Source organism: Lentibacillus salicampi (assembly GCF_004565465.1).
Classification (GTDB): Bacteria; Bacillota; Bacilli; order Bacillales; family Amphibacillaceae; genus Lentibacillus; species Lentibacillus salicampi.
The window spans coordinates 156,158-177,401 of record NZ_SRHY01000001.1; the positions used below are offsets into that span (position 1 = coordinate 156,158).

Below are 21,244 nucleotides of genomic sequence, written 5' to 3' on the forward strand. Positions count from 1 at the left end.
TCCGTGGCGGGCGCACCAATCACCTCTCGGGCTCGCACCGTCCCAAATTCTGAGGCGATTAAACGTGAGGAATGTGGGTCTTTTTCAATCTCCATTCTGAACTCGCACTTTTTAGGTTGTTTTCGTCTGCCGGGGGTTTAGCTGGATGATGATGACAGCTCCGATAATACACGCCATGCCAATCATTTGTACGGCTGAAAATGCTTCCTGAAAAATAAATACGCCAATCAATGTTGCAACAACCGGTTCTACCGTTGTCAGAATAGAGGCTTGCGATGCTTCAGTCTGGTTCAGGCCATATGTATAAATGATATAGGCGAACGCTGTCGGGAGAAATCCCAGCCCAATCGCGAAAAATAAGACACTCGGATCCATTAGTAAATAAATTTTGTCCTGAAAAGGGAAAAATGGCAACAGTGAAATAGCTGCTATGATAAACGTATAGGCGGTAATACTTAAACTCGTGTATTTTTTCAACGCGAACTTGCTGAAAATGCTGTAAAGAGCATATCCAAATCCGGACCCCAGGCCGAACAAAATGCCGGTCAGCTGAAAAGTGTTCAGATCAAGCGGAATCAGCCCAACGACCAGAGCGCTTCCGATGATGGTAATAATAAGGGCTGTTATTTTGGGCTTTGTTAATGGTTCGTGAAATAAGACGAACGATAATATAGTAACAAACGCTGGTCCCGTATAAAGTAGGGCAGTTGCAATCGGAATAGTTGATAAATCAATTGCGGTAAACATGCAAAAGTTGAAGAAAATAATGCTGAATATGCCAGTTCCAATAAAGTATTTCACGTCATAAAAGGAGGCCAGTTCCAGTTTTTTCGGCTCCTTGATTATTAAAAATAAAACTAATAAAACGGCAGCAGACCATACCCTTAGCGTAACCACTTCCATCGGTGTGAATCCGTACGCATACAAGTTCTTCACATACCAGCCGATCGTTCCCCACAGGGCGGCCCCGAGTATAATGAAGAAAAATGCTTTATTCAAGACAAACCCCCCCCGAACATCTTTATTACAGTTATTATATCAAATAGTTGATACGTATAATACGAAATGGATTGGTTTATATTGAATAGTAACTTGACGGGGAGGATGATGCAAGTGTTTGATTGGTTTGGGACAATGAGGATGGCGGATTTGCTTCCGGAACAAATGGATGTCACATACATATTCGTTTTTACAGGAATAGCTGCTGTCTACTTCCTTATTCGGCCACTCATAAGATGGATTGTTGTATCAAAATCAGTTACATTATTAAACTATGCCATGAGCAGTTTGCTGATATTGGTATTCCTGTTAGGAGGGATGGTTCTGACAACTGTTTTCCAATTACCTTTATTGGAGGTTGCATTGCGCAGTATTGCAGTATTCGGGGGTTCTCTGGGGATTATCCATTTGTTTCAATATATTTTCCGCAACAGAAAGAAGCGCGCATGACCTATACGCACTTCTGCGCTATTCATTTCTGCTTGTCATTCGGTGTTTTTCTGCATTTGTCGAAGCCATTCAACGGCTTTTTGGTGTGCTTCATCGGGCATTGGGCCGTCAAATGGGGCGATAGCGGAAACTTTTTCCCGTTCCGTCGGTGTTAGGCGTTCATAAGCATCCTTGAAAATATGTGTCTGTTCGGTATAATTTTTAAGTTCATACAAAAAGTCCTCCAACTCGATAGTCATCTATGAAACCTCCTTTTTATACTATACCCCGACTGATACAGCGGTTAAACCTGAAAGAAGCACTTGGCAGGCAAGCGCTTTTAACGTGTTCTTCGTTTCGTTTTACCGGGGGGCCAGTCCATTTTTCCCAAAGAAGAAGGGGTGAAATAGGAAGATCTGTATTTTGTCTTTTTTGGGATGTTCTGACGCCTATTATCCGGCTGCCAGTCTATATAGCGGTAGACGATTTTTTTTGCCTGTGAAAGTGACATCTTTGTTGGAGGATTCCGGTAGTTTTGATCCAGTTCACCCAGATGTTCCAGTTTTTTGAAGTCGTCTTTCGTTGGGGGGATATGAAAAAAATACTTGTCCACTTTAACTAAAAGTGTCGAGTGCTGGTTACTGAACCTGGGATTGCTGGAAAAGTGCAAGCCAATTTTTTCGGCACGTTTTTCGTTTAATAAGCGGTTAATTGATTTCTTCTTAATATAATAAAGGTGTTTGGGATCCGGAGCTGTTTTAGCGTGGCGGTTGATGGTAAAAAGCGCCTTGCCTAGCTCGTCAAGCGGTATTGATTCCTTTTTATACATGCAAAGGATGCTCCTTTCTATTTAAATAGTCTTGCTTATCTAGCGTACCTTATTGCCAGTCTAAATTCAATATAAAAAGAGCGGGCAGTTATACCCGCTCAAGACGTATTATGCCGCACGTCCGTTATTGTTTAGCTCTGAACCTGCACGATGCAAGTCACAAAAGCGTTGCCAATCCGGAACTTAGCCTTTGTTCCTTTACTTCAGTGGCGAAGGGCTCCACTGAATGGGATTTCCCTTTTCCCCGCATCTAATGGACAGTAATCCGCCAAAAAACGGCGGCTGACTGTCCATAAATGCCCGATTCTGTTCAACTAGCATTCAGTGGGAAAAGCGCCCACTGAATAAAGTTTCCCTTTATTTCATAGCCTGGATGTCTTCTACTATTTTTTCCATATTTGCAGCATTCCGGCCATCATAGTTTTTAATGGCATTTCCTTCAGGGGTGACGATGAAAAAGCTCGTTCCGTGCATGACCTGATCTGAATCAGGTAGTTGTTCAACCGCTGATTTAAAAGATTTAACGGAAAATTCTTTGATGGTCTCAAAGTCGTAACCTGTAAGAAGGTTCCAGTTTCCAAATGTTCCGCCGCGTGAAGCAGCATATTTTTTTAGAGTTTCCGGATTATCATTAGCAGGATCAACACTGAATGAGACAAGCCTAACATCTTCAAGGCCTGCTTCTTTCAGCTGATCCTGCAAAGACGACATATTGGCGGTCATGGGCGGGCAAACAGTTGTACAATTGGTGAATATAAAATCAGCAACCCAGAATTCGCCTTCCAAGTCACTTTTACTGACTTCTTCGCCATCCTGGTTTGTAAATGCGAAGTCTTGTATTTGATAGGAAAAATCACCATCATATTGATCGCCGCAAGCACTTAAAAATGTAACAAATAATAACAGCGGAAAAACCCATTTCAATTGTGCCATGTGTTTTCCTCCTAAGGATTGCTCAAAAAGTCCGGTAAAAAGGACACATCAATGGGGGATCCACTGCTAAGACCACCCAAGCCAATTGTCAACTGCAGAACTTACTACAAGCACGAGAACCCCGCGTTCGGAAGCTCACGCCGCCTTGAAGTTTGACACAATTGACGTGCTAGTGCTGTAATTGGCGCCCGAGAACTTAGCCTGCCGATCCTTTTTATCTTTCTTCTTGAACCTGCACTTCTAATTGTAACTATTTTTAAGTGTAGCATGTTTTTGGGCAAAAAACTATGAACAAAGTGTTACGAATGTGCGCTGATAAAGAGTTGCAGCTGTTATGTTGTGCCGCCAGCTTTAAGTGTGAACGTATGAATTTCCGGTTTGCACAAAAATCGGTACGGCAGCCGGGTTGTGCCGATACCGCGATTAACAAACAACGTCAGTTTGCTGTTTTGAAATGTGTGTTTACCCTGCACATATTTATGCGCATAAAGCGGGGTATACAGGTGACCAATCAATGGTAAACGGACCTGGCCGCCATGACTGTGGCCTGACAGTTGGACGTCAACAGGGAAATGAACGGTATTATCCGCATAGTCTGGTTCATGCGCAAGCAATAGGGTATATAATTCCGGGTTTGCATTGGATAACGTGCTTTCAAGGTTCGGTTTTCCCAGCATCACATCATCAATCCCTGCCAGCGTAATTTGCTGATTGTCAATTTCTATAGTGGTATAATCATTTTGCAGTAAGTTGAATTCAGCCTTGTCCATCACATTTTTGACAATATCCGTCCCATAACCACCATGGTCATGATTCCCATATATCCAGTACTTTCCATATCTTGCATTTAAATGCCGAAGTAGTTGGATGATTTCGTTATCCCACTGATAGGTATGTGGTTCGTCAACAAGATCGCCGGTAAACAGAATTAAGTCCGGATTTTGAGCATTAATTGTACTGACGAGTTCCGAAAATTGTTCGATTGTGTAATGATAACCGATGTGTGTATCAGAAAACTGAACCATTTTAAAATCATGGAAGGCTTCTGGAATTTTGCCGGATGCAAGGTTGACATGGTTTATGTCAAGCATACCTGGTTCTATATCGTGTGCGTAGTAATACGTGCCGCCGCTTAATCCAAGGAAGGTAAGCAGACTTCCAATTGATCTCTTTAAGAACGTGCGTCTGTTCATACGTTTCTACCTTTCAGAATCAGTATCATACTTATTTTAAATCGAATTGATATAGGATGCCAGTGAAATTTAATAATGTTATAAACTGTTAATATTTTGACTTCCTAATCAGGGGAATTTATGATAATGATAGAGAGATTTAAAAGACAAGAGGTGGATACGATGAAGTACAGCACGGTTATTGTGACAGGCGGCTCAAATGGTATGGGCAAATATATGGCTGCGAAATTTGCTGATGAAGGTGCCAATGTAGTGATAACAGGCCGGGATGAAGAACGGCTGCAGGCAGCACGACAGGAACTGGAAAAAACGGCAAACGGAAAAGTGTATCCGATTTCAATGGATGTGCGTAAGCCGGAAGATGTTGAGCAAATGGTAGCGGAAACGGTCGGCCAGTACGGTGGAATAGACCATCTTGTAAACAATGCTGCGGGAAATTTTATCGCCCCAGCTGAAGACTTGTCTGTCAATGGATGGAACGCTGTCATTGATATCGTATTGAACGGAACTTTTTATTGCAGCCGTGAAGTCGGCAAGTACTGGATTGATCATGATGTGAAGGGGTCTATCCTGAATATGGTTGCGACGTACGCGTGGAGTGCGGGTGCAGGTGTAGCTCATTCATCTGCGGCTAAAGCCGGCGTGCTTAATTTGACACGAACACTGGCGGTCGAATGGGGGAGTAAATACGGCATCCGTGTTAATGCCATTGCGCCAGGGCCAATTGAACGGACAGGCGGCGCTGGTAAGTTATGGCAATCAGAGGAAGCTGCAGAACGTACGATTCGTTCTGTTCCATTGAAGCGACTTGGCAAACCTGAGGAAATTGCGGAACTGGCTTATTATTTATTGTCTGAAAAGGCAGCATATATAAATGGGGAAGTCGTTACAATGGATGGAGGGCAGTGGCTCAATCACCACCCATTTTAGAAATAGGTATACAGGACATTCTTATTTTCAATTTAAATGTGCATAAGATACAGTAAGTGATGATAGAAGTCACCAATGTTATAGCTGAAATATTGACCATTGCTGACTATCGTTTATGGAAGCGATTGCAAAGAAAGCGGATAATGTTATAACGGCATATACTATGGTAAACTGTAAATATGGTCAATATAATAAACGCCTGACTGATTGGGATTTGAAAAGGAGCGTTTTATTATGAGTACAACACAGGATAAGAAATTAACAGATATTGTGATTGACGATTTGATGATCTCCTCAGAAAAAGTAGCACATGTCCAAGTCAATAACCCTTTGGAACATGCTCTGCTCATACTTGTGAAATCGGGATACTCCGCCGTTCCTGTTTTGGATTCATCTTATAAACTGGTTGGCACAATCGGCAAAACACGCATTTTAAATAAGGTGTTGGGGTTGGAGCGGTTTGAAATGGAACAATTATCCGAGATGCAAGTACACGAAGCGATGTACTCGGATATTCCATGTCTGTCAAAATCGGACACGTTTATGGAAGGGTTGAAAGTGGTTATCAATTACCCATTCGTCTGTGTCGCTGATGAGAACGGCTATTTTGATGGCATACTGACCAGACGTGTTATTTTAAAGCAATTGAAACGGGATTATTATACATTTAAATCGTATAGTAACATTCAATAAAAGGCACTCCTGGCGGCTGTTCGTTGGGGGATACGATTCACGCTATTTCCGGTTAGATTCCCGCATATCTTATTCTGTTTGAGAAAAGCTACCTGTGACACGATTTTTGAAACAGAGGAGGTATGGAACAATGGCGCGTATTGGCGTGGAAGAAACACTGAGCGATGTGAAAGAAGCTCTTGCAGAAATGGGACATGATGTGGTTGACTTACAATCAGAGGATGACACCGCCTATTGTGATTGCTGTGTCATTTCGGGGCAGGATAAAGATGTTATGGGCATGTCAACAACGAGTATTGCCGGCACAGTCATCAATGCAGACGGCTATAATGCCCAGGAAGTTTGTCAAATGGTGAATGACAGATTACATGAACAGCAATAGTAAAAAGCTTCGGTTCGATTGCAACCGAAGCTTTTTAAATTATTCCTGATTATTGCGGATGGTAATTTGCTGTGGAAATGGTGTTTCAATACCTGCATGATCAAAAGCTGCTTTAATTTGTTTCCGCATAGCACGTTCACATTCCCATTGAAGGCCGTTCTCAGTCTGGCCGACAACACGCAGTACGATATCAGTTGAACCAAAACTTTGAACCCCGATTGCATCAGGACCTTCCTTGAAACGATCATCTTCTTTGAATTCAGCACATACTTGCTCCAGAACGTTAATGGCTTCATCAACATTGTCATTATATCGAATACTAATGTCGACAAGTGCACGCATGTTGCCGCGGGAGTGATTTGCCACGCCTTCAATATAGCGGTTCGGAACAAAATTCAAGGTCCCGTCAAAACTGCGGATTTTTGATGTTCGTAAACCGATTTCCTCTACAATCCCATCATAGCCTGCTGTTGTTACATAGTCATCGATCTCCAGTTGTCGCTCCAGCAGAATAAAAAATCCGGTAACAACGTCACTGACAAGCCCCTGTGCGCCAAAGCCAATAGCGAGTCCAATAATACCTGCACCGGCCAGCAGTGGTCCGAGTGGGATATTGAATATGCCAAATAGCATTAAAACAAATACAAAAAACATGACATAGGCAAATAGGTTTTGTAATAACTTTTCCAATGTCTTAACCCGTGTTGGGGCTATTTTTTGATTTGATCCGGCTTTATTGATGGCTTTTTTTATCAACTTTTTGCCAATTGGCAGCAGGATAATAAATGCCAGGATTAGCAAACCGATTTTTAATACAGCAGGCACAACAGTCTCCAGTAAGCCTGCTGGACTGATATCAATCCCGAAAATTTCCATATGTATCCTCCTTCAACCTGCATAGATGATAACAATTTACCCTAACTTCAGCAAATAAAAACATGCTCCGAATTTTCAGTTACAGGAATAAGCTATCCAGCATATACAATATAGGAAACATATCAATAAATGGAGGTCATCAAGGTGAGATTAAGAAATGAGATGCCGGAACTGGATGGTGCAACGAAATGGCTCAATAGTAGACCACTGTCCAAACAGGATGTTACCGGCAAGAAACCGGTATTTATCTACATTTGGTCAGTCAGCTGTGATACGTGTAAAAAAACGATACCAAAGGTGAATGAATTGTGTGATTTTTATCAGGGTCAACTAAACACGATTGCTATTCACATGCCACGGACGGAACGCGATAAGGATTTAGCTGAAGTTCGACGTGTTGCAAAAGAACACAACATGTCACAGCCAATATTTGTCGACCATAACGCTACATTAACGAATCAATTCAATAATAGGTATGTACCGGCTTATTATCTGTTTGATACAAGCGGAAAACTAAGATTCCGGCATTCAGGGAATGGCGGAATACAAATGCTCCAGAAACGGGTTAACCGGATTCTTAACGAAACAGAAAATTAAATGATCAAGTGTGTGTTCAAAAGGAGGATGAGAAGGACCGGCAGACTAAGTTCCCGGGCGGCAATAAAAGGTTCCTGCACTAGCACGTCAATCGCGTCAAAGTTCGAGACAGTGCGAATTCTAGGGGTGGCTTGGGCGCTCGTCACAGAGCGTGGGCGGTTTTAGTAGAAGTTATTCTATCCATTGTCATGTTTACCGGACTTTTTGAACAACCTCTAAAAACGAAAATGACGCTTCTGCTACATCAGGCAGAAGTATTTTTTTGCTGCAGCTGCGTGACCTATTATGCAATTAAAAAATTTAAAAAAATGTGTAAAAGGTGTAGCATTTTATTTCGGAACCCGTTATATTAGATATTATGAAAAGTCATCGGGGAGGGAAAACACTATGGACACTTTCAAAAAATTAAAGCAATTCTACTGGCCATACAAAAAATATTTCTTCACATCGCTGTTCTTTTTGTTTTTCGTTGTATCCATTACCATTGTTTATCCGATTGTGTTGCAACTAACGATTGATGAAGTCGTGCTCAAAGAACGATATTCACTGATCCCGTATATTGCAGCAGGATTCTTTTTCATTATGCTTATAAAAGGGGTTTCTTCGTTTTTTCACCAATATCTGGGTGATTTATTTGGAATAACTGTTGTTTATAAGCTTCGGGAAGCATTGTATGAAAAATTGCAGGTGTTATCATTTAAATATTATGATAATGCCAGAACAGGAGATCTAATGTCCCGTAAAACGACGGATGTAGAAGGTTTCCGTAATTTTATTTCATTTGGTATCTCTGATCTTATTGAGATCTCCATGCTTATTCTTCTCAGTTTAGGGGTTATGTTCTATTATTCAATCCCGCTTGCATTGATCACGATGGCTGCCATGCCTTTTTTGGCGATTGTTGTTTATAAATTTGATAAACGGGTTCATCCGGCATTCAGAGGAATTCGTAAATCATTTGGCAGGCTGAACACACGTGTACAGGAAAATATTAGCGGTATGAATACAGTAAAGTCATTATCAAAAGAGGATTTTGAAGTCGGAAGGTTTTCGGATAGCAATGATAATTATCGTCAGAACTATTTGTTTACTTCCAGTATATGGGCGAAGTATTTTCCGGTGATGGAATTCATCGGAAATGCCAGTGTGGTGCTGCTCTTGGCATATGGCGGTTTTCTGGTTATTAACGATGATCTGACGCTTGGTACTCTTGTGGCCTTTTTCAGCCTCGTATGGTATATCATGGGACCGCTGATGAATCTTGGTTTTGTGATTAACATGTTTTCGCAGGCAAAGGCATCCGGGGAAAGGATTCTTGAAATTTTGGAAGCAAAAGAAGATGTGACTGAGAAGGATGGTGCAATCGATAGATCAGTCGCCGGTCATGTCACATTCAAAAATGTCACATTAACGTATACGGAAGATGACGATAAGGCACTTAAACATGTCACTTTTGATGCACCGCCAGGAAAAGTCATCGGTCTAAGTGGACCAACCGGTTCAGGCAAAACGAGTATTACACAGTTGATCCCCCGTTTTTATGAACCTGAAAAAGGTGAGGTTCTGGTTGACGGAAGGCCGGTTTCTGATTATCAGCTAAAAACACTGCGCAGGCATATTGGCTTTGTTCTGCAGGAATCATTTCTGTTTTCAACAACCATTAGGGAAAATATCCGGTATGGCAACCCCGAAATTCCGGAAGAGCAGATTATCGATGCCGCCAAACGAGCACAGGCCCACGACTTTATTATGGAAATGCCGGACGGATACGATACGATGCTGGGCGAACGCGGGATGGGATTATCCGGCGGACAAAAACAGCGCATTGCCATTGCCAGGGCTATCTGTATTAACCCGAGTATTTTAGTGCTTGATGATGCGACTTCGGCGGTTGATATGGAAACGGAATTTAAGATTCAAAAAGCTTTAAAAGAGGTCATGAAAGGGCGGACCACTTTTATTATTGCGCATCGTATCTCGTCGCTAAAGCATGCCGATGAAATACTGGTTCTGGAGGATGGGGAAATCGTCGAACGCGGCAGGCATGACGACTTAGTGCATCATAAAGGCCCATATGAACGGATCTACAATATTCAGTATCAGGATCGGGAGCAAATTATGGACACAGCAACTTAAGAGGGGGGAGAACGCTCATGTCAAAACAAACATCACAGAAAAATCGTCACTTAAATCGGTTTTATTATACGGTCGATCACGCGGTGGAAAAACCGTTCAACTGGAAGCAAATGTGGCGTCTGTTAACGTATTTGAAACCATATTCCAAAACATATCTGCCTGGTGCTATTATCGCAATGTTCATTTCGACTGCTGTACGGCTGATTGTGCCGATTCTGATTGGTAAAATTGTCTTTGATATTGTCATTGCCAATGAAGATCTGACAATGCTTACGTACATGGTGATCGGAATTGCTGTCATGTATCTTTTGAGCTACATTGGAAATGTTTTTCGAATCAAGTGGGTCAACATATTAGGTCAGAATGTTATCTATGATCTGCGGCAGCATTTATTTTCGCACATCCAGCGGCTGTCACACCGTTTTTTTGATAAACGTTCCGGTGGCTCGATTATTGTGCGGATTATGAATGATACCAACTCCCTGCAGGAATTATTTACAAATGGGATCATTAATCTGCTGATGGACGCTGTGACGCTTATCGGTATTATTGTTATCTTATTGGTGCTGAGTCCGAAACTGGCACTTGCCATCATGGTTATCCTGCCAATCATGTTTTATATTTCAACCAAGCTGAGACGGAATATTCGGCGTTCATGGCAGGATGTGCGTATTCAGCAATCACGCTTAAATTCTCATCTTAATGAAAGCATTCAGGGGATTCGGATTACCCAGTCATTCTCTCAGGAAAAAGCCAATCAAGAATATTTTGAGGGCGTAAATACCGATAATTTTAAAAGCTGGCGTATCGCCGAAAAGAAAAGCGCAATGTTCGGTCCGTTTGTTGAAATGAGCAATGCGCTCGGCAGCATTATTTTGATTGCTTATGGTGCTTATCTAATTTTGCTTGGTGAGGCAAATGGAGGTATTGCGATTGGAACGTTTGTATCATTCGGTTTTTATGTCGGTATGTTCTGGGAGCCGATTTCCCGGCTCGGCCAGATGTATAATCAGCTGTTGATGGCCATGTCGGCGTCCGAACGTATTTTTGAGTTTCTGGATGAACAGCCGAACGTTGTAGACAAGGAAGATGGTAAAGATTTAAAGGATATGAAAGGGCACATTGAATTTGATCATGTGGAATTTTCCTATGATGCCAAACGGACGGCGCTGCATGAAATATCATTGGATATTAAGGCAGGGCAAACGGTTGCCCTGGTCGGCCATACGGGGAGCGGCAAATCGACAATTGCCAATCTGATCAACCGTTTCTATGACCCGACAAAAGGTGCTGTCAAAATTGATGGGCACGATTTGCGTGATGTTAGACTAAATAGTTTGCGCCGCGGGATCAGTGTTGTGCTGCAAGATACGTTTATTTTCTCAGGCAACATTATAGAAAATATCCGATTCGGCAGGCCGGATGCAACGGATGAAGAAGTCATAGAGGCGGCCAAAGTGGTCGGAGCCGACGATTTCATCCAGCGACTGGCAAACGGATACGAAACAGAGGTAGAAGAACGTGGCAACATTCTTTCGGCAGGGGAGCGCCAATTATTATCATTTGCGAGGGCATTGCTGGCGGATCCCAAAATATTGATTCTTGATGAAGCGACTTCAAGTATTGATACCGAGACCGAAGTGAAAATCCAGGCTGCCTTGCAAAGACTCTTGAAAGGGAGGACGGCAATCATTATTGCGCACCGTCTGTCAACCATCCGGGAATCCGATCAGATCTTTGTACTGGAAAATGGGAAAGTACTGGAATCAGGCAGCCATGATGAACTGATGGGGCAGCATGGTGAATATTTTGGGCTGATTAAATCACAGTTTGAAATGCTGGATGCGATGTAGGGGGGAGCGCATACATTTTTCATGCCTTGCCTTGCGAAACACTGATAGCTCAAATATTTGCAGAAAATATATAGTGTTTTATAGCGACAAGGTGCGACTACCCTTACTGGATAGTCGCACCTTGTGCTACATGAACTAAAGGGGCAGAGTTTTTCAATTTATTAGCATCAAAGGTATTCTTGATCTGCCACAACAGGGTCATTATTTGGAATAAGATTTAAATTTTTAGGAGGTTCGCTATGTTAACTAGAGAAGATATCTTTAAGCACGTCAAAGAAAACTATGGTACATTGCCTGATTATCCGTTTAAGAAATTTCCAAACTATGCTGTATTGAGACATGCATCCAACGGAAAATGGTATGGTCTTGTGATGAATGTCCTCCCGAATTAAATGGCAGTTTACGAAAACGACGAGATATTTTACCTGGATATCATATGAATAAGGAACATTGGATCACATTTGTTTTAGAACGTACCGATATAAAAGAAGGGATTTATGATTTGATTGAGTTGAGCTATAATTTAACCAGGAATAATGAGGAGTGTTCCTCCTAATCGGGTCTAATGTTGAAAAACCAATTCAGAATCGCAATTCATTTATACTATCGGCACTAATGTATATAGAGTACAAGAAATGCAAATCCCCTAATAGAAAAGGAATCTATTGGAATTGCTGTAACCGTGAGAAAAACTGCTTTACAAAACTGTAAAACACTTCTTCTGATGGTGCCAACGTATGTTTCTTTGGTTTAATGATTCCAACAGTTCGCCTGATTTCCGGAAGCTCGAGTGGTATTTTAACAGTCATTCGTGGGGTGGTCTCATCAAATGTGCTCTCCGGTAAAAGGGTAACACCAATCCCCGCGGAGACGAGCCCTTTAATGGCGTCAAGGTCTTCTCCCTCTGCAGAAATAGCAGGGGTAAAGCCTGCTTGTCTGCACGCATCGATTGTTATTTTATTCAGGACATACCCATCAGGAAAACTGACAAATGGTTCATGTTTCATATCATTAAGAGACACACCTTCTCTTTCAGCAAAAGGGTGATTGATCGGCAGTAATGCCAGGATGTGTTCGGAGTAAAGGATGTGGGATTCGATGTCAGGTTCATTCTTGGGCACCGGCCCAATAAACGCTACTTGTATGTCTCCTCTTTTGACGGAATCGATCAAATAACGATACGAGCCCTGGCGTAATTGAAACCTTGCTTCCGGGTATTCATCTTTAAAAGCTGAAATCACACTGGGCATAAGATGACCGGACAAGCTTGTTGGAAAGCCGATTTTGATTGTTCCGCGTTCAGGATCCAGATATTCATCTATTTGCTTTTTGGCATTGTCAATCGCCTCCATGGCAAACTTTGTATGTGTATAAAAAGTTCTTCCAATCTGGGTTAATTTAATGTTTCTTCCTTCACGCTCGAATAAATCGACTTCAAGTTCGCGCTCCAGGTTGGTAATTTGCCTGCTTATTGCTGATTGGGCAACATGTAAATTGACACCTGCCTCGGAAACGTGTTCCCGTTCTGCCACTTCCATAAAATAGCGTAGTTGACGCAATTCCATCCCTGTCATCTCCATTCATATCATAAACAGATTGATTTAATCTAAATTATATATTGTTTCGATTGATTTGAAAAGCTATAATTATTAATATACAGGAAATATTGAATTGTACGATATTTTTAAAGGAGATGAATCTAAGATGAAATATGAAGTATTCCCGAGACGGTGGGGTTACGAAGAAATTATTACGGCTCCGGTTAAAGGAAATGTGGAAAGTATTAAGGTCGAATCAGGAGAACAAGTTCACGAACAACAATTGTTAGTAATGATTCGTGCAGAACAAGGGCATGTGAAACATATTCTGACGGGGGCAAGCGGAACAGTCGAGTCATTAACTGTGAAAGTTGGGGACAACGTAGTCCAAGGTGATGTTCTCTTTTTTATAAAGGATGATTTATAAAACATATGATTTACCGGCAAGAATACATTTTACGTCAAGTGCCACCAACGCTTCAGAAACATGGCCTGCAGAAATCAATGAAGCGTCGTGATAAAATCTATTCCTCATTGGTGAAACCTTATCTTTTGACCCGAACGTTACTTGGAAAATCAGGAAACTCCTTATTTTTAATGTTGCAATCATTTTACTTATCCCTCACTCACTTTCGCACCAATAAAATAAGCTCAAACTGTGAATTGCGGCGTGCATGCAAAGGTTTTCCTGACAACCTTGGTACAATTTGCAACCCAGTTTTTTTATGCACTTTAGATATATACTGCGACATAAGTTTGAGAAGTTTCACTTAGTGAGGCTTTCACGCCCCGCAGATGGAATATACTTACGTTCCCATTCTTTTTCGCCGGGACAGAGCTTCTCACGATGATTTATAGCTTAAATCGATCTCCTTTTCATCGAGACAACCGGATCAGTATATTATTCACTTCGCCACCAGCACTTTTCTTTCCCGAAACTGATCCTATTATATAAACAGAGAGTTATCTTTTTTACAGCAAATCCTTTTCAATCTGTTTCATTTCATACAAGTATCCTTGCTGCTGCATTAATTCGGCAAATGTACCGGATTCGATGATGGCACCTTGATCCATGACGATAATTTGGTCCATTTCTTCCAGGTTTGCCAGGCGGTGGCTGACAAGGACGAGGGTATCGTGCTCAGCCTGGTTGAAAAGATGCCGGTAAATAGCTGCTTCGGTCAGAGCATCAACAGATGAGGTAGGTTCATCCAATAGCCAGAGATGAGCATCTTTAAGCATCGCCCGTGCTATCGCGAGTCGTTGTTTTTCTCCGCCAGAGAGATTGTCGCCCTTTTCATACACCGCTTCATCCAGTGACAGGTAATCAAGCTCAACCTTAGCTAGTGCGACTTCCATTTCCTGATCGTTTAAAGTATCACCAGCAAGCAGCAAATTAGTCCTGACCGTTCCATAGAAGAAATGGTTTTCCTGGAGGACGGCATTCGAATTTGCCCAAATCGATTCCTGGTCAATTTGATCGATTGACAGCCCATCCAGATGTATAGAGCCCTGATCGGGAGGATTCATGTTCAACAGTAGCTGCAGTAACGTCGATTTTCCAGAACCGCTCGGCCCCACAATGGCTGTCTTGGAACCTGCAGGCAGTGTCAGACTAATGTTTTTAAGCGTCTGACGCGGCTCATCCGGGAATGAAAACGAAACATTTTCCATATGAATCTTGAAGGCCTGATCCGACTGCAATGTCTCTTTATCACCGTCAACGGTGTTACCTTCATTTTCTTGTTCCACGACTGCCGATAGACGGTTAGCGGCTCGTTTACTGTCCTGATAGTGGATTGGGAAAGCAGCCATAGGCCCGGCATCCTCAAAAACCGTTAGGGAAATCATGACAAGCATAGCGAGCAGTACACCTTCAAGCTGACCATCAATCACGAGGAATCCCCCTAATGCCAGCACAAACCAGGATATAATCAAGGTTATGAATGCGTTAACCGATTGACTTGATAGCTTATTCGTATTTTCCTGTTCTTGCGCCCTGATATAGGCATTAGATGACTGAACCAGGTCTTGCTCTTTATCATTCAATTTCTGATATATTTTTAAATCGCGGAAACCGTTTAGGAATTCAGTAGCTTCTGTTGATAATTTACCTCTTTGTTCCCGCACACGGCGATCAATGGTCACTTGCTTTAGTGCAAATAAAGCCGGTATGACAAACACCGTCAACAATAGCCCCACGAACAAAACAATGGCCACATAAATGGAAAAGAACGCGGTAAACAGGATCGTACTTATAAAGACGAGCATCAATACGATAGGTGGGTAAAAGACCCTCAGAAAGAAATTTTGCAGTGTTTCAACATCTCCAACAACCCGGGATAACAAGTCGCCACTTCGATATTTTTGAAAGATCCCGGGAGCTAATGGTTCGAGTTTACTAAAAAATGAAACACGCAAATTGCTTAAAATTGTAAACGTCGCCCGATGAGAAAAATACCGTTCTGCATAACGGGCGATTGCTTTGGTGATCCCGAGCAATTTCACGGCTGATGTTATAATAATCAGTGTATAAAAAGGCGGAGTCAAAGCAGATTTGGAAATAAGATAGCCACTTGCTGCGAATAAGCCGACAGCTGTTATTCCCGCTATAAATCCAAACAACACCGAATAAAGAATATCCTTTTTTTCCACCATCATTAATTTGATAACCATGGTTAAATTTTTCATTCTGCTTTCACTCCCCGCTGTACAGATACCATGTTCCGGTATTCCGGAGTTGTTTCAACCAATTCCTGGTGTGTTCCTTCGCCCACCAAGCGGCCCTTTTCCAGAAATAAAATATTTTCAGCATTCCTGATTGTGTGAAGGCGATGGGCAACAGTAATGACGGTCGCATGTTGTGCCAATTGGTTTATAGATGATTGCAGGATGTGCTCTGTTTCAAGATCAAGACCTGTTGTCGGCTCATCAAATAGAATAACGGCCGGTTGTTTTAAAAATGCTCTGGCCAGCGCAAGACGCTGTACTTCCCCGCCGGAAAGCCCGCGTCCTGCTTCACCAACATCGGTATCGTAGCCATTTTCCAGCGTTTGAATCAGATTGGCGATCCCCGCCTGTTCAGCTGCGCGTTCAATTTCTTTACGGCTGGCGTTGGAGTTACCACCAATTGCAATGTTTTCCGCAATACTCCCCGAAAAAAGATAGGGTTGCTGTGAGATATAACTCAATTGTCCGAACCAGTCGCTTTCAGTGTAATGTGTCAACGGTTCTCCATTAACGATCATCTCTCCTTCTGAAGTGGGGAGGAGGCCGGCAACCAAGTGGAGGAGAGTCGTCTTTCCGGAACCGCTCCGACCGGCAATAGCAATCTGTCCGTAAGGCGGTATGGAGGTCATGATATTGTGTAATGAAAATTGACCATCGCCATAGTTAAAACCGGCATGGTTGAGATAGATAGCAGGCGGCACGGATTTAGCGGGAAGATTTTTTCTACCCCATTGAACTTGCTGCTCTGCCCGGTTCAACTCTTCTGTGATTTTCCTGGCAGCGCCCATGCTGCTTCGGCCGTTATGAAACGTACTTCCCAGCTCTTTTAGTGTTGAATAGAATTCAGGTGCGAGCACCAACAAAAAGAATGCAGTAAAGAACGGTATTTGTTCATAGATGATTAGCTGGATGGCTAACTCAAGGGCAATAATACCAACGCTGAGCATTGAAATCAGTTCCAGCATAAACGAAGATGTAAAAGCGACTTTTAATATTCCCATTGTGGCATCTCTGAAGCTCAGGCTGCTTCTCCGGAGGGTGCCTTGCTGGTCCTTTGCACGTCCGAATAATTTAAGGGTGGTAAGCCCTTGGAGTGTATCCAGAAAGCTGCCGGAAAATGCAGCCAGTTTTTCCTGCTGTTCTTCTGATTTGCTTTTCGTTTGCATGCCGATAATGATCATGAAGACCGGAATGAATGGAGCTGTGATAATCATAATCAGGCCGGTGTTCACATGCAGAGTAAAGACAACCGCTAAAATCAAGAGGGGGATGACCGATGTCTTGATTAGCTGTGGGATGTATGCACTGAAATAGCTGTCCGTTTCATCGACTGCATCCAGCATGACACTGACTTTGCTGCCTGACTGGCCTTCCAGTGATTGGCTGACCGGTGTTTTGGAGAATTTATGCAACAATGCCTTGCGATACGCAGCTTTGACGTTTGCCGCCATTCCGATACCCATACGTCCATTGGCATAGGATGCTGCTGTTCGAAGCAATAAAACAGCTAATAACCCCAACAGCATCCATATGATTTCAGAAAGTCCCTTCTCCTGCAGAAAAATATGATCAACAATCGTTACGAGAAAATACGCCTGCAGAATCACCATTACGGCGGTTATGACAGACAGGATAACCAGGAACGCCATATGCCGTTTATATTTGAAAGCGATCTTTGTCAAACTGTCCATAGTTCTGCAACCCTCCAGGAGACATTTGTCGGTCAGCTATTTTTTACCTTTAACATAGTCAGCGTTAAATAAAAACAACCGCATTAATAAAATCAATGAAGGAACGAGAAGTAGCAAACCGCCTATAAATGCTATGACAAGAGCAATCCCCATCGATTCATGTGTGGCACTTTCATGAATGGAAATATAAGGATCAAGCAAATACGGATAATGCCCGATGCCATAACCGAAAAAGGCGAATAAATATTGCAGCATAATACTGACAAATGCAATACCGTAGAGCTTCCCACGATACAGCAGCCAGATGGCAATCATGAAAAATCCGACAGACAGACCGAACATCCACCACAGGTCCAGCATGCTTTCATAATGCCTTTCGTTATGTTGACTCAAAAAAATTAGTGTCGTCATAGCAGCAATGATAGCGGGCGTACTCCAGAACAAAGCAAAGTTGCGCACCAGTTTTAATGCCGGGTAATCCTTGGCGCGCGCTGCGTAAAATGATAAAAAGGCTGCACTAATAAATAATACGGATACAATCGCAAGGGCGACAATACTCCAGGACAGTGGGCTTGTGAACAATTCCAAGTACTGCAATGAGACGGTTCCGTTTGTTTCCTTAATAAATCCGCCTTCCGACAATGTTAAGGCAACTGACAAAGAAGCAGGGATCAAAAGCCCTGTTGCACCATACAGAAAGGTATAAACAGTGCTTTGTTTGGAGCCGTAATTTTCAAATGCATAAAATGAACCACGGATCGCCAGTAAAATGATGGCGATGCTGCCCGGCACCAATAAGGCTGTCCCATAATAATAAGCCGTTTCCGGGAAGAATCCGACAATCCCGACAAAGAAGAAGACGAAAAACACGTTCGTCACTTCCCATACAGGTGACAAATAGCGTGCGATCAGCTGATTTACCACATGGTCCTGTTTCGTGACTTTCGCATAAAATGCAAAGAACCCGGCACCAAAATCAATTGAAGCGACAATCAGGTAACCATAGAGGAAAATCCATAATACCGAAACACCGATTATTTCATAACTCACGATTTATCACCCTTTTCAACAGATGGATAGAGTTTCTCCAATTCTTCTTCGGCAGGGTTGTCCCGAAAGACTTTTCGCAAAGTCACGATACACAATGTACCGAGGACAACATATAACGCAAGGAAAAGGAAAAACATCAGTCCGATATGAGGTGAGGAGGTAGCAGCTTCCTCTACCGTCATATAGCCTCGTATAATCCATGGCTGCCGGCCCTCCTCGGCATAAATCCAGCCGAATTCAATTGCCAGCATTGCTAATGGACCGCTCAGGACAATCAATGAGAGCATCCCTTTGTTATGCTCATCACGTTTTTTCAGTTTGCTTAAAATCAAATACAGTAAGGCGACAGCAGGCAGGAAGAATCCGATTGTCACCATCAGATCAAACATGTAATGCACCCAAAGCGGCGGCCAGTATTCATCGGGAGTCTCTTCCAGTCCTGCCACTTCAGCATTGAAATCCCCATGGGCAAGAAAACTTAAGAATTTCGGAATGCGGATTTCACCGATTGCTTCGTGTGCATCGTTCAACCAGCCGAACAAAAGCAGATCAGCACCTTCTTCGGTTTCAAAATGCCATTCAGCTGCAGCCAGTTTTTCCGGCTGATGTGCAGCCAGAAACTTGGCAGACGAATCACCTGCAATTGCTGTTATGACGGCAAATATAAACGTTAATGTCAGGGTAAGTTTCAACGCTTTTTTGTAATAAGCCGTTGTTTTCTTTTTCAGAATCATGAAAGCCGTGATGGCGGCAAGAATAGCTGCACAGGTCAAGTATGCTGAACTTAGGACGTGGAACACTTTGGTTGGAGTTGCCGGGTTCAGCATGGCTGTAATCGGATTAACAGCTGCAAACGTTCCATTTTCCACGGTAAAGCCATCCGGTGTGTTCATAAACGCATTGACAGTGGTAATAAAGACGGCAGAAAATCCGCCCCCGATGATAATCGGTAGTGAAAAAAGCCAATGGATATACTGGTTTTTAAACCGGTCCCATGTGTATAAATAAATACCCAGGAAAATCGCTTCAAAGAAAAAGGCAAAGACTTCCATGAACAGCGGTAAGCTGATGACATTCCCCGCAACTTGCATGAAATTCGGCCACACCAGCGATAATTGCAGACCAATAGCAGTCCCGGTCACAACACCGACAGCTACACTGATGACAAATCCGCGGGTCCAGCGTCTTGCCAGAAGCCGGTAGTATGGATCTTTCTTTTTAATCCCAATCAACTCAGCAATCGAAATCATCAGTGGAACCCCTACACCAAGTGTTGCAAAGATGATGTGAAATCCGAGTGTCATGGCGGTAAGTAGCCTGCTCATCAGGACTGTATCTAATTCCATTGCTAAAACCTCCTATTTGACGCATCCTTATATGGTGAACCATAGTTTTCCCTATATATATAGTATAAAACATTACAACGCGGTCACGTACTTATAACTGTGACAACAGAATGAAAACTTTGTAGCAAAATGGTTAACACGAACTCGCTTTGATGTTAGATTGCCGAATAATATGGTAGACTGTAAACAGCTATATTGAAGTATGGGGGGACCGGTATGAAGCGGGATTATGCAGTAATCGGACTGGGCCGTTTCGGTGGCAGCATCTGTAAAGAACTCAGTTCAGAAGGAATGCAGGTTTTGGCCATCGATGCGGATGAAGATAAAATAAATGAATATAAAAATATCGCGTCACATGCGGTTATCGCTGACTCCACAGACGAAGCTACATTAAAGGATTTAGGCATCAAAAATATTGATCATGTGATTGTTGCGATCGGTGATAACATACAGGCAAGTATATTAACAACGGTCGTTCTAACGGACCTTGGTGTCCAATCAATTACTGTTAAAGCACAAAATGACTATCACGAGAAAATTTTAAACCGCATTGGCGCCCATCAGGTTGTTCATCCTGAACGGGATATGGGAATACGGATTGCCCACAATATTATCTCTAATAACATACTTGATTACCTTGAGTTGTCGGACGATCACAGTATTGTTGAGGTAAAAGCAGGTGCAAAAATGGGTGGCAACTCATTAGTTCAACTGGATATTCGGGCGGAATACGGGTGTAACGTTGTCGCCATCAAACGGGAGGGAGATATCAATGTCTCTCCTGCCGCGGATGAGGTGATTAAAGAAGAAGATATTCTTATCGTAATTGGAGCAGACAAAGATATATCCAGATTTGAAAAACACCTTGTCATCGACCGGTAACGGTTTAAATCTGTTTCACCCCTATAATCGTATTGAGAACAGAAAAAGGGACATGAAATTTAATTTTTTTCATGTCCCTTTTTTTAAATTCTTTTCGATTATAGTAGTGAATAAGTGTTTTCGCACGTTCAGCTCCAGCGCCTTAGAGCACATTCGG

20 protein-coding genes and 1 pseudogene are annotated in these 21,244 nt (G+C 42.6%); 10 read left to right on the forward strand and 11 right to left on the reverse strand.

Annotation, left to right across the window (positions count from 1 at the left end; all coding sequences use genetic code 11):
• Positions 1–111: 111 nt before the first annotated feature.
• The gene (locus tag E4U82_RS00790; RefSeq protein WP_135108133.1) at positions 112–999 is read right to left on the reverse strand and encodes a DMT family transporter; all 888 of its coding nucleotides are present in this window, start codon (positions 997–999) and stop codon (positions 112–114) included.
• A 114-nt stretch (positions 1,000–1,113) separates the two neighbouring features.
• On the opposite strand from E4U82_RS00790, the gene E4U82_RS00795 reads away from it, so the two are divergent.
• On the forward strand, positions 1,114–1,449 hold the full coding sequence (locus E4U82_RS00795) for a hypothetical protein (RefSeq protein WP_135108134.1): 336 nt from the start codon (positions 1,114–1,116) through the stop codon (positions 1,447–1,449).
• A gap of 35 nt (positions 1,450–1,484) precedes the next feature.
• On the opposite strand, the gene E4U82_RS00800 is transcribed toward E4U82_RS00795, so the two are convergent.
• The 4 genes from E4U82_RS00800 to E4U82_RS00815 all read right to left on the reverse strand — a co-directional run bounded on the left by E4U82_RS00800 (position 1,485) and on the right by E4U82_RS00815 (position 4,383).
• On the reverse strand, positions 1,485–1,688 hold the full coding sequence (locus E4U82_RS00800; protein WP_135108135.1) for a hypothetical protein: 204 nt from the start codon (positions 1,686–1,688) through the stop codon (positions 1,485–1,487).
• An 80-nt stretch (positions 1,689–1,768) separates the two neighbouring features.
• Entirely contained in the window at positions 1,769–2,257 is a 489-nt protein-coding gene (locus E4U82_RS00805) for a YkyB family protein (RefSeq protein WP_135108136.1), read from the reverse strand.
• 357 nt (positions 2,258–2,614) lie between these two features.
• Positions 2,615–3,190: an SCO family protein gene (locus E4U82_RS00810; protein WP_135108137.1), complete on the reverse strand. Its 576-nt coding sequence runs from the start codon at positions 3,188–3,190 to the stop codon at positions 2,615–2,617.
• A gap of 332 nt (positions 3,191–3,522) precedes the next feature.
• Positions 3,523–4,383: a metallophosphoesterase gene (locus E4U82_RS00815; RefSeq protein WP_135108138.1), complete on the reverse strand. Its 861-nt coding sequence runs from the start codon at positions 4,381–4,383 to the stop codon at positions 3,523–3,525.
• A 162-nt stretch (positions 4,384–4,545) separates the two neighbouring features.
• On the opposite strand from E4U82_RS00815, the gene fadH reads away from it, so the two are divergent.
• From fadH to E4U82_RS00830, 3 genes are all read left to right on the forward strand, one after another.
• Entirely contained in the window at positions 4,546–5,313 is a 768-nt protein-coding gene (gene fadH / locus E4U82_RS00820) for a 2,4-dienoyl-CoA reductase (protein ID WP_135108420.1), read from the forward strand.
• Between the two features lie 234 nt (positions 5,314–5,547).
• Positions 5,548–6,006, forward strand: coding sequence for a cyclic-di-AMP-binding protein CbpB (gene cbpB, locus E4U82_RS00825; protein ID WP_135108139.1), 459 nt, complete (start codon positions 5,548–5,550; stop codon positions 6,004–6,006).
• A gap of 130 nt (positions 6,007–6,136) precedes the next feature.
• On the forward strand, positions 6,137–6,388 hold the full coding sequence (locus tag E4U82_RS00830) for a YkuS family protein (protein ID WP_135108140.1): 252 nt from the start codon (positions 6,137–6,139) through the stop codon (positions 6,386–6,388).
• Between the two features lie 39 nt (positions 6,389–6,427).
• Here the strand turns inward: E4U82_RS00830 and E4U82_RS00835 are convergent, their stop codons facing one another.
• Complete coding sequence (locus E4U82_RS00835; protein WP_135108141.1) at positions 6,428–7,264, reverse strand: mechanosensitive ion channel family protein; 837 nt, start codon at positions 7,262–7,264, stop codon at positions 6,428–6,430.
• A 144-nt stretch (positions 7,265–7,408) separates the two neighbouring features.
• On the opposite strand from E4U82_RS00835, the gene E4U82_RS00840 reads away from it, so the two are divergent.
• The 4 genes and pseudogenes from E4U82_RS00840 (at position 7,409) to E4U82_RS00855 (ending at position 12,406) form a co-directional block, all read left to right on the forward strand.
• Positions 7,409–7,861 carry a redoxin domain-containing protein gene (locus E4U82_RS00840; protein ID WP_135108142.1) on the forward strand — a complete coding sequence of 151 codons (453 nt, stop codon included), beginning with the start codon at positions 7,409–7,411 and terminating at the stop codon, positions 7,859–7,861.
• A gap of 387 nt (positions 7,862–8,248) precedes the next feature.
• Positions 8,249–9,997 carry an ABC transporter ATP-binding protein gene (locus E4U82_RS00845; protein WP_135108143.1) on the forward strand — a complete coding sequence of 583 codons (1,749 nt, stop codon included), beginning with the start codon at positions 8,249–8,251 and terminating at the stop codon, positions 9,995–9,997.
• A gap of 17 nt (positions 9,998–10,014) precedes the next feature.
• Positions 10,015–11,850, forward strand: coding sequence for an ABC transporter ATP-binding protein (locus E4U82_RS00850; RefSeq protein ID WP_135108144.1), 1,836 nt, complete (start codon positions 10,015–10,017; stop codon positions 11,848–11,850).
• 239 nt (positions 11,851–12,089) lie between these two features.
• A pseudogene (locus E4U82_RS00855) lies at positions 12,090–12,406 on the forward strand (MmcQ/YjbR family DNA-binding protein).
• 106 nt (positions 12,407–12,512) lie between these two features.
• Here E4U82_RS00855 and gltC read toward each other — a convergent pair.
• Positions 12,513–13,415, reverse strand: coding sequence for a glutamate biosynthesis transcriptional regulator GltC (gene gltC, locus E4U82_RS00860; protein WP_135108145.1), 903 nt, complete (start codon positions 13,413–13,415; stop codon positions 12,513–12,515).
• Between the two features lie 139 nt (positions 13,416–13,554).
• Between gltC and E4U82_RS00865 the strand changes: the two genes are divergently transcribed.
• Positions 13,555–13,815 (forward strand): biotin/lipoyl attachment domain-containing protein, encoded by a 261-nt coding sequence (locus E4U82_RS00865; protein WP_135108146.1) that lies wholly within the window; start codon positions 13,555–13,557, stop codon positions 13,813–13,815.
• Between the two features lie 545 nt (positions 13,816–14,360).
• Here E4U82_RS00865 and cydC read toward each other — a convergent pair.
• The 4 genes from cydC to E4U82_RS00885 are packed head-to-tail and all read right to left on the reverse strand — an operon-like array spanning position 14,361 to position 20,205.
• Positions 14,361–16,079, reverse strand: coding sequence for a thiol reductant ABC exporter subunit CydC (cydC, locus tag E4U82_RS00870; RefSeq protein WP_135108147.1), 1,719 nt, complete (start codon positions 16,077–16,079; stop codon positions 14,361–14,363).
• Positions 16,076–17,809 (reverse strand): thiol reductant ABC exporter subunit CydD, encoded by a 1,734-nt coding sequence (gene cydD / locus E4U82_RS00875; RefSeq protein ID WP_135108148.1) that lies wholly within the window; start codon positions 17,807–17,809, stop codon positions 16,076–16,078. The genes cydC and cydD overlap by 4 nt, the downstream gene beginning before the upstream one ends.
• A 36-nt stretch (positions 17,810–17,845) precedes the next feature.
• Complete coding sequence (locus E4U82_RS00880; RefSeq protein WP_209300518.1) at positions 17,846–18,859, reverse strand: cytochrome d ubiquinol oxidase subunit II; 1,014 nt, start codon at positions 18,857–18,859, stop codon at positions 17,846–17,848.
• Positions 18,856–20,205 carry a cytochrome ubiquinol oxidase subunit I gene (locus tag E4U82_RS00885; RefSeq protein WP_135108150.1) on the reverse strand — a complete coding sequence of 450 codons (1,350 nt, stop codon included), beginning with the start codon at positions 20,203–20,205 and terminating at the stop codon, positions 18,856–18,858. Before E4U82_RS00885 ends, E4U82_RS00880 begins: the two co-directional genes overlap by 4 nt.
• Positions 20,206–20,421: 216 nt before the next feature.
• Between E4U82_RS00885 and E4U82_RS00890 the strand changes: the two genes are divergently transcribed.
• Positions 20,422–21,087, forward strand: a complete 666-nt coding sequence (locus tag E4U82_RS00890; RefSeq protein WP_135108151.1) for a potassium channel family protein — start codon at positions 20,422–20,424, stop codon at positions 21,085–21,087.
• Positions 21,088–21,244: the final 157 nt, after the last annotated feature.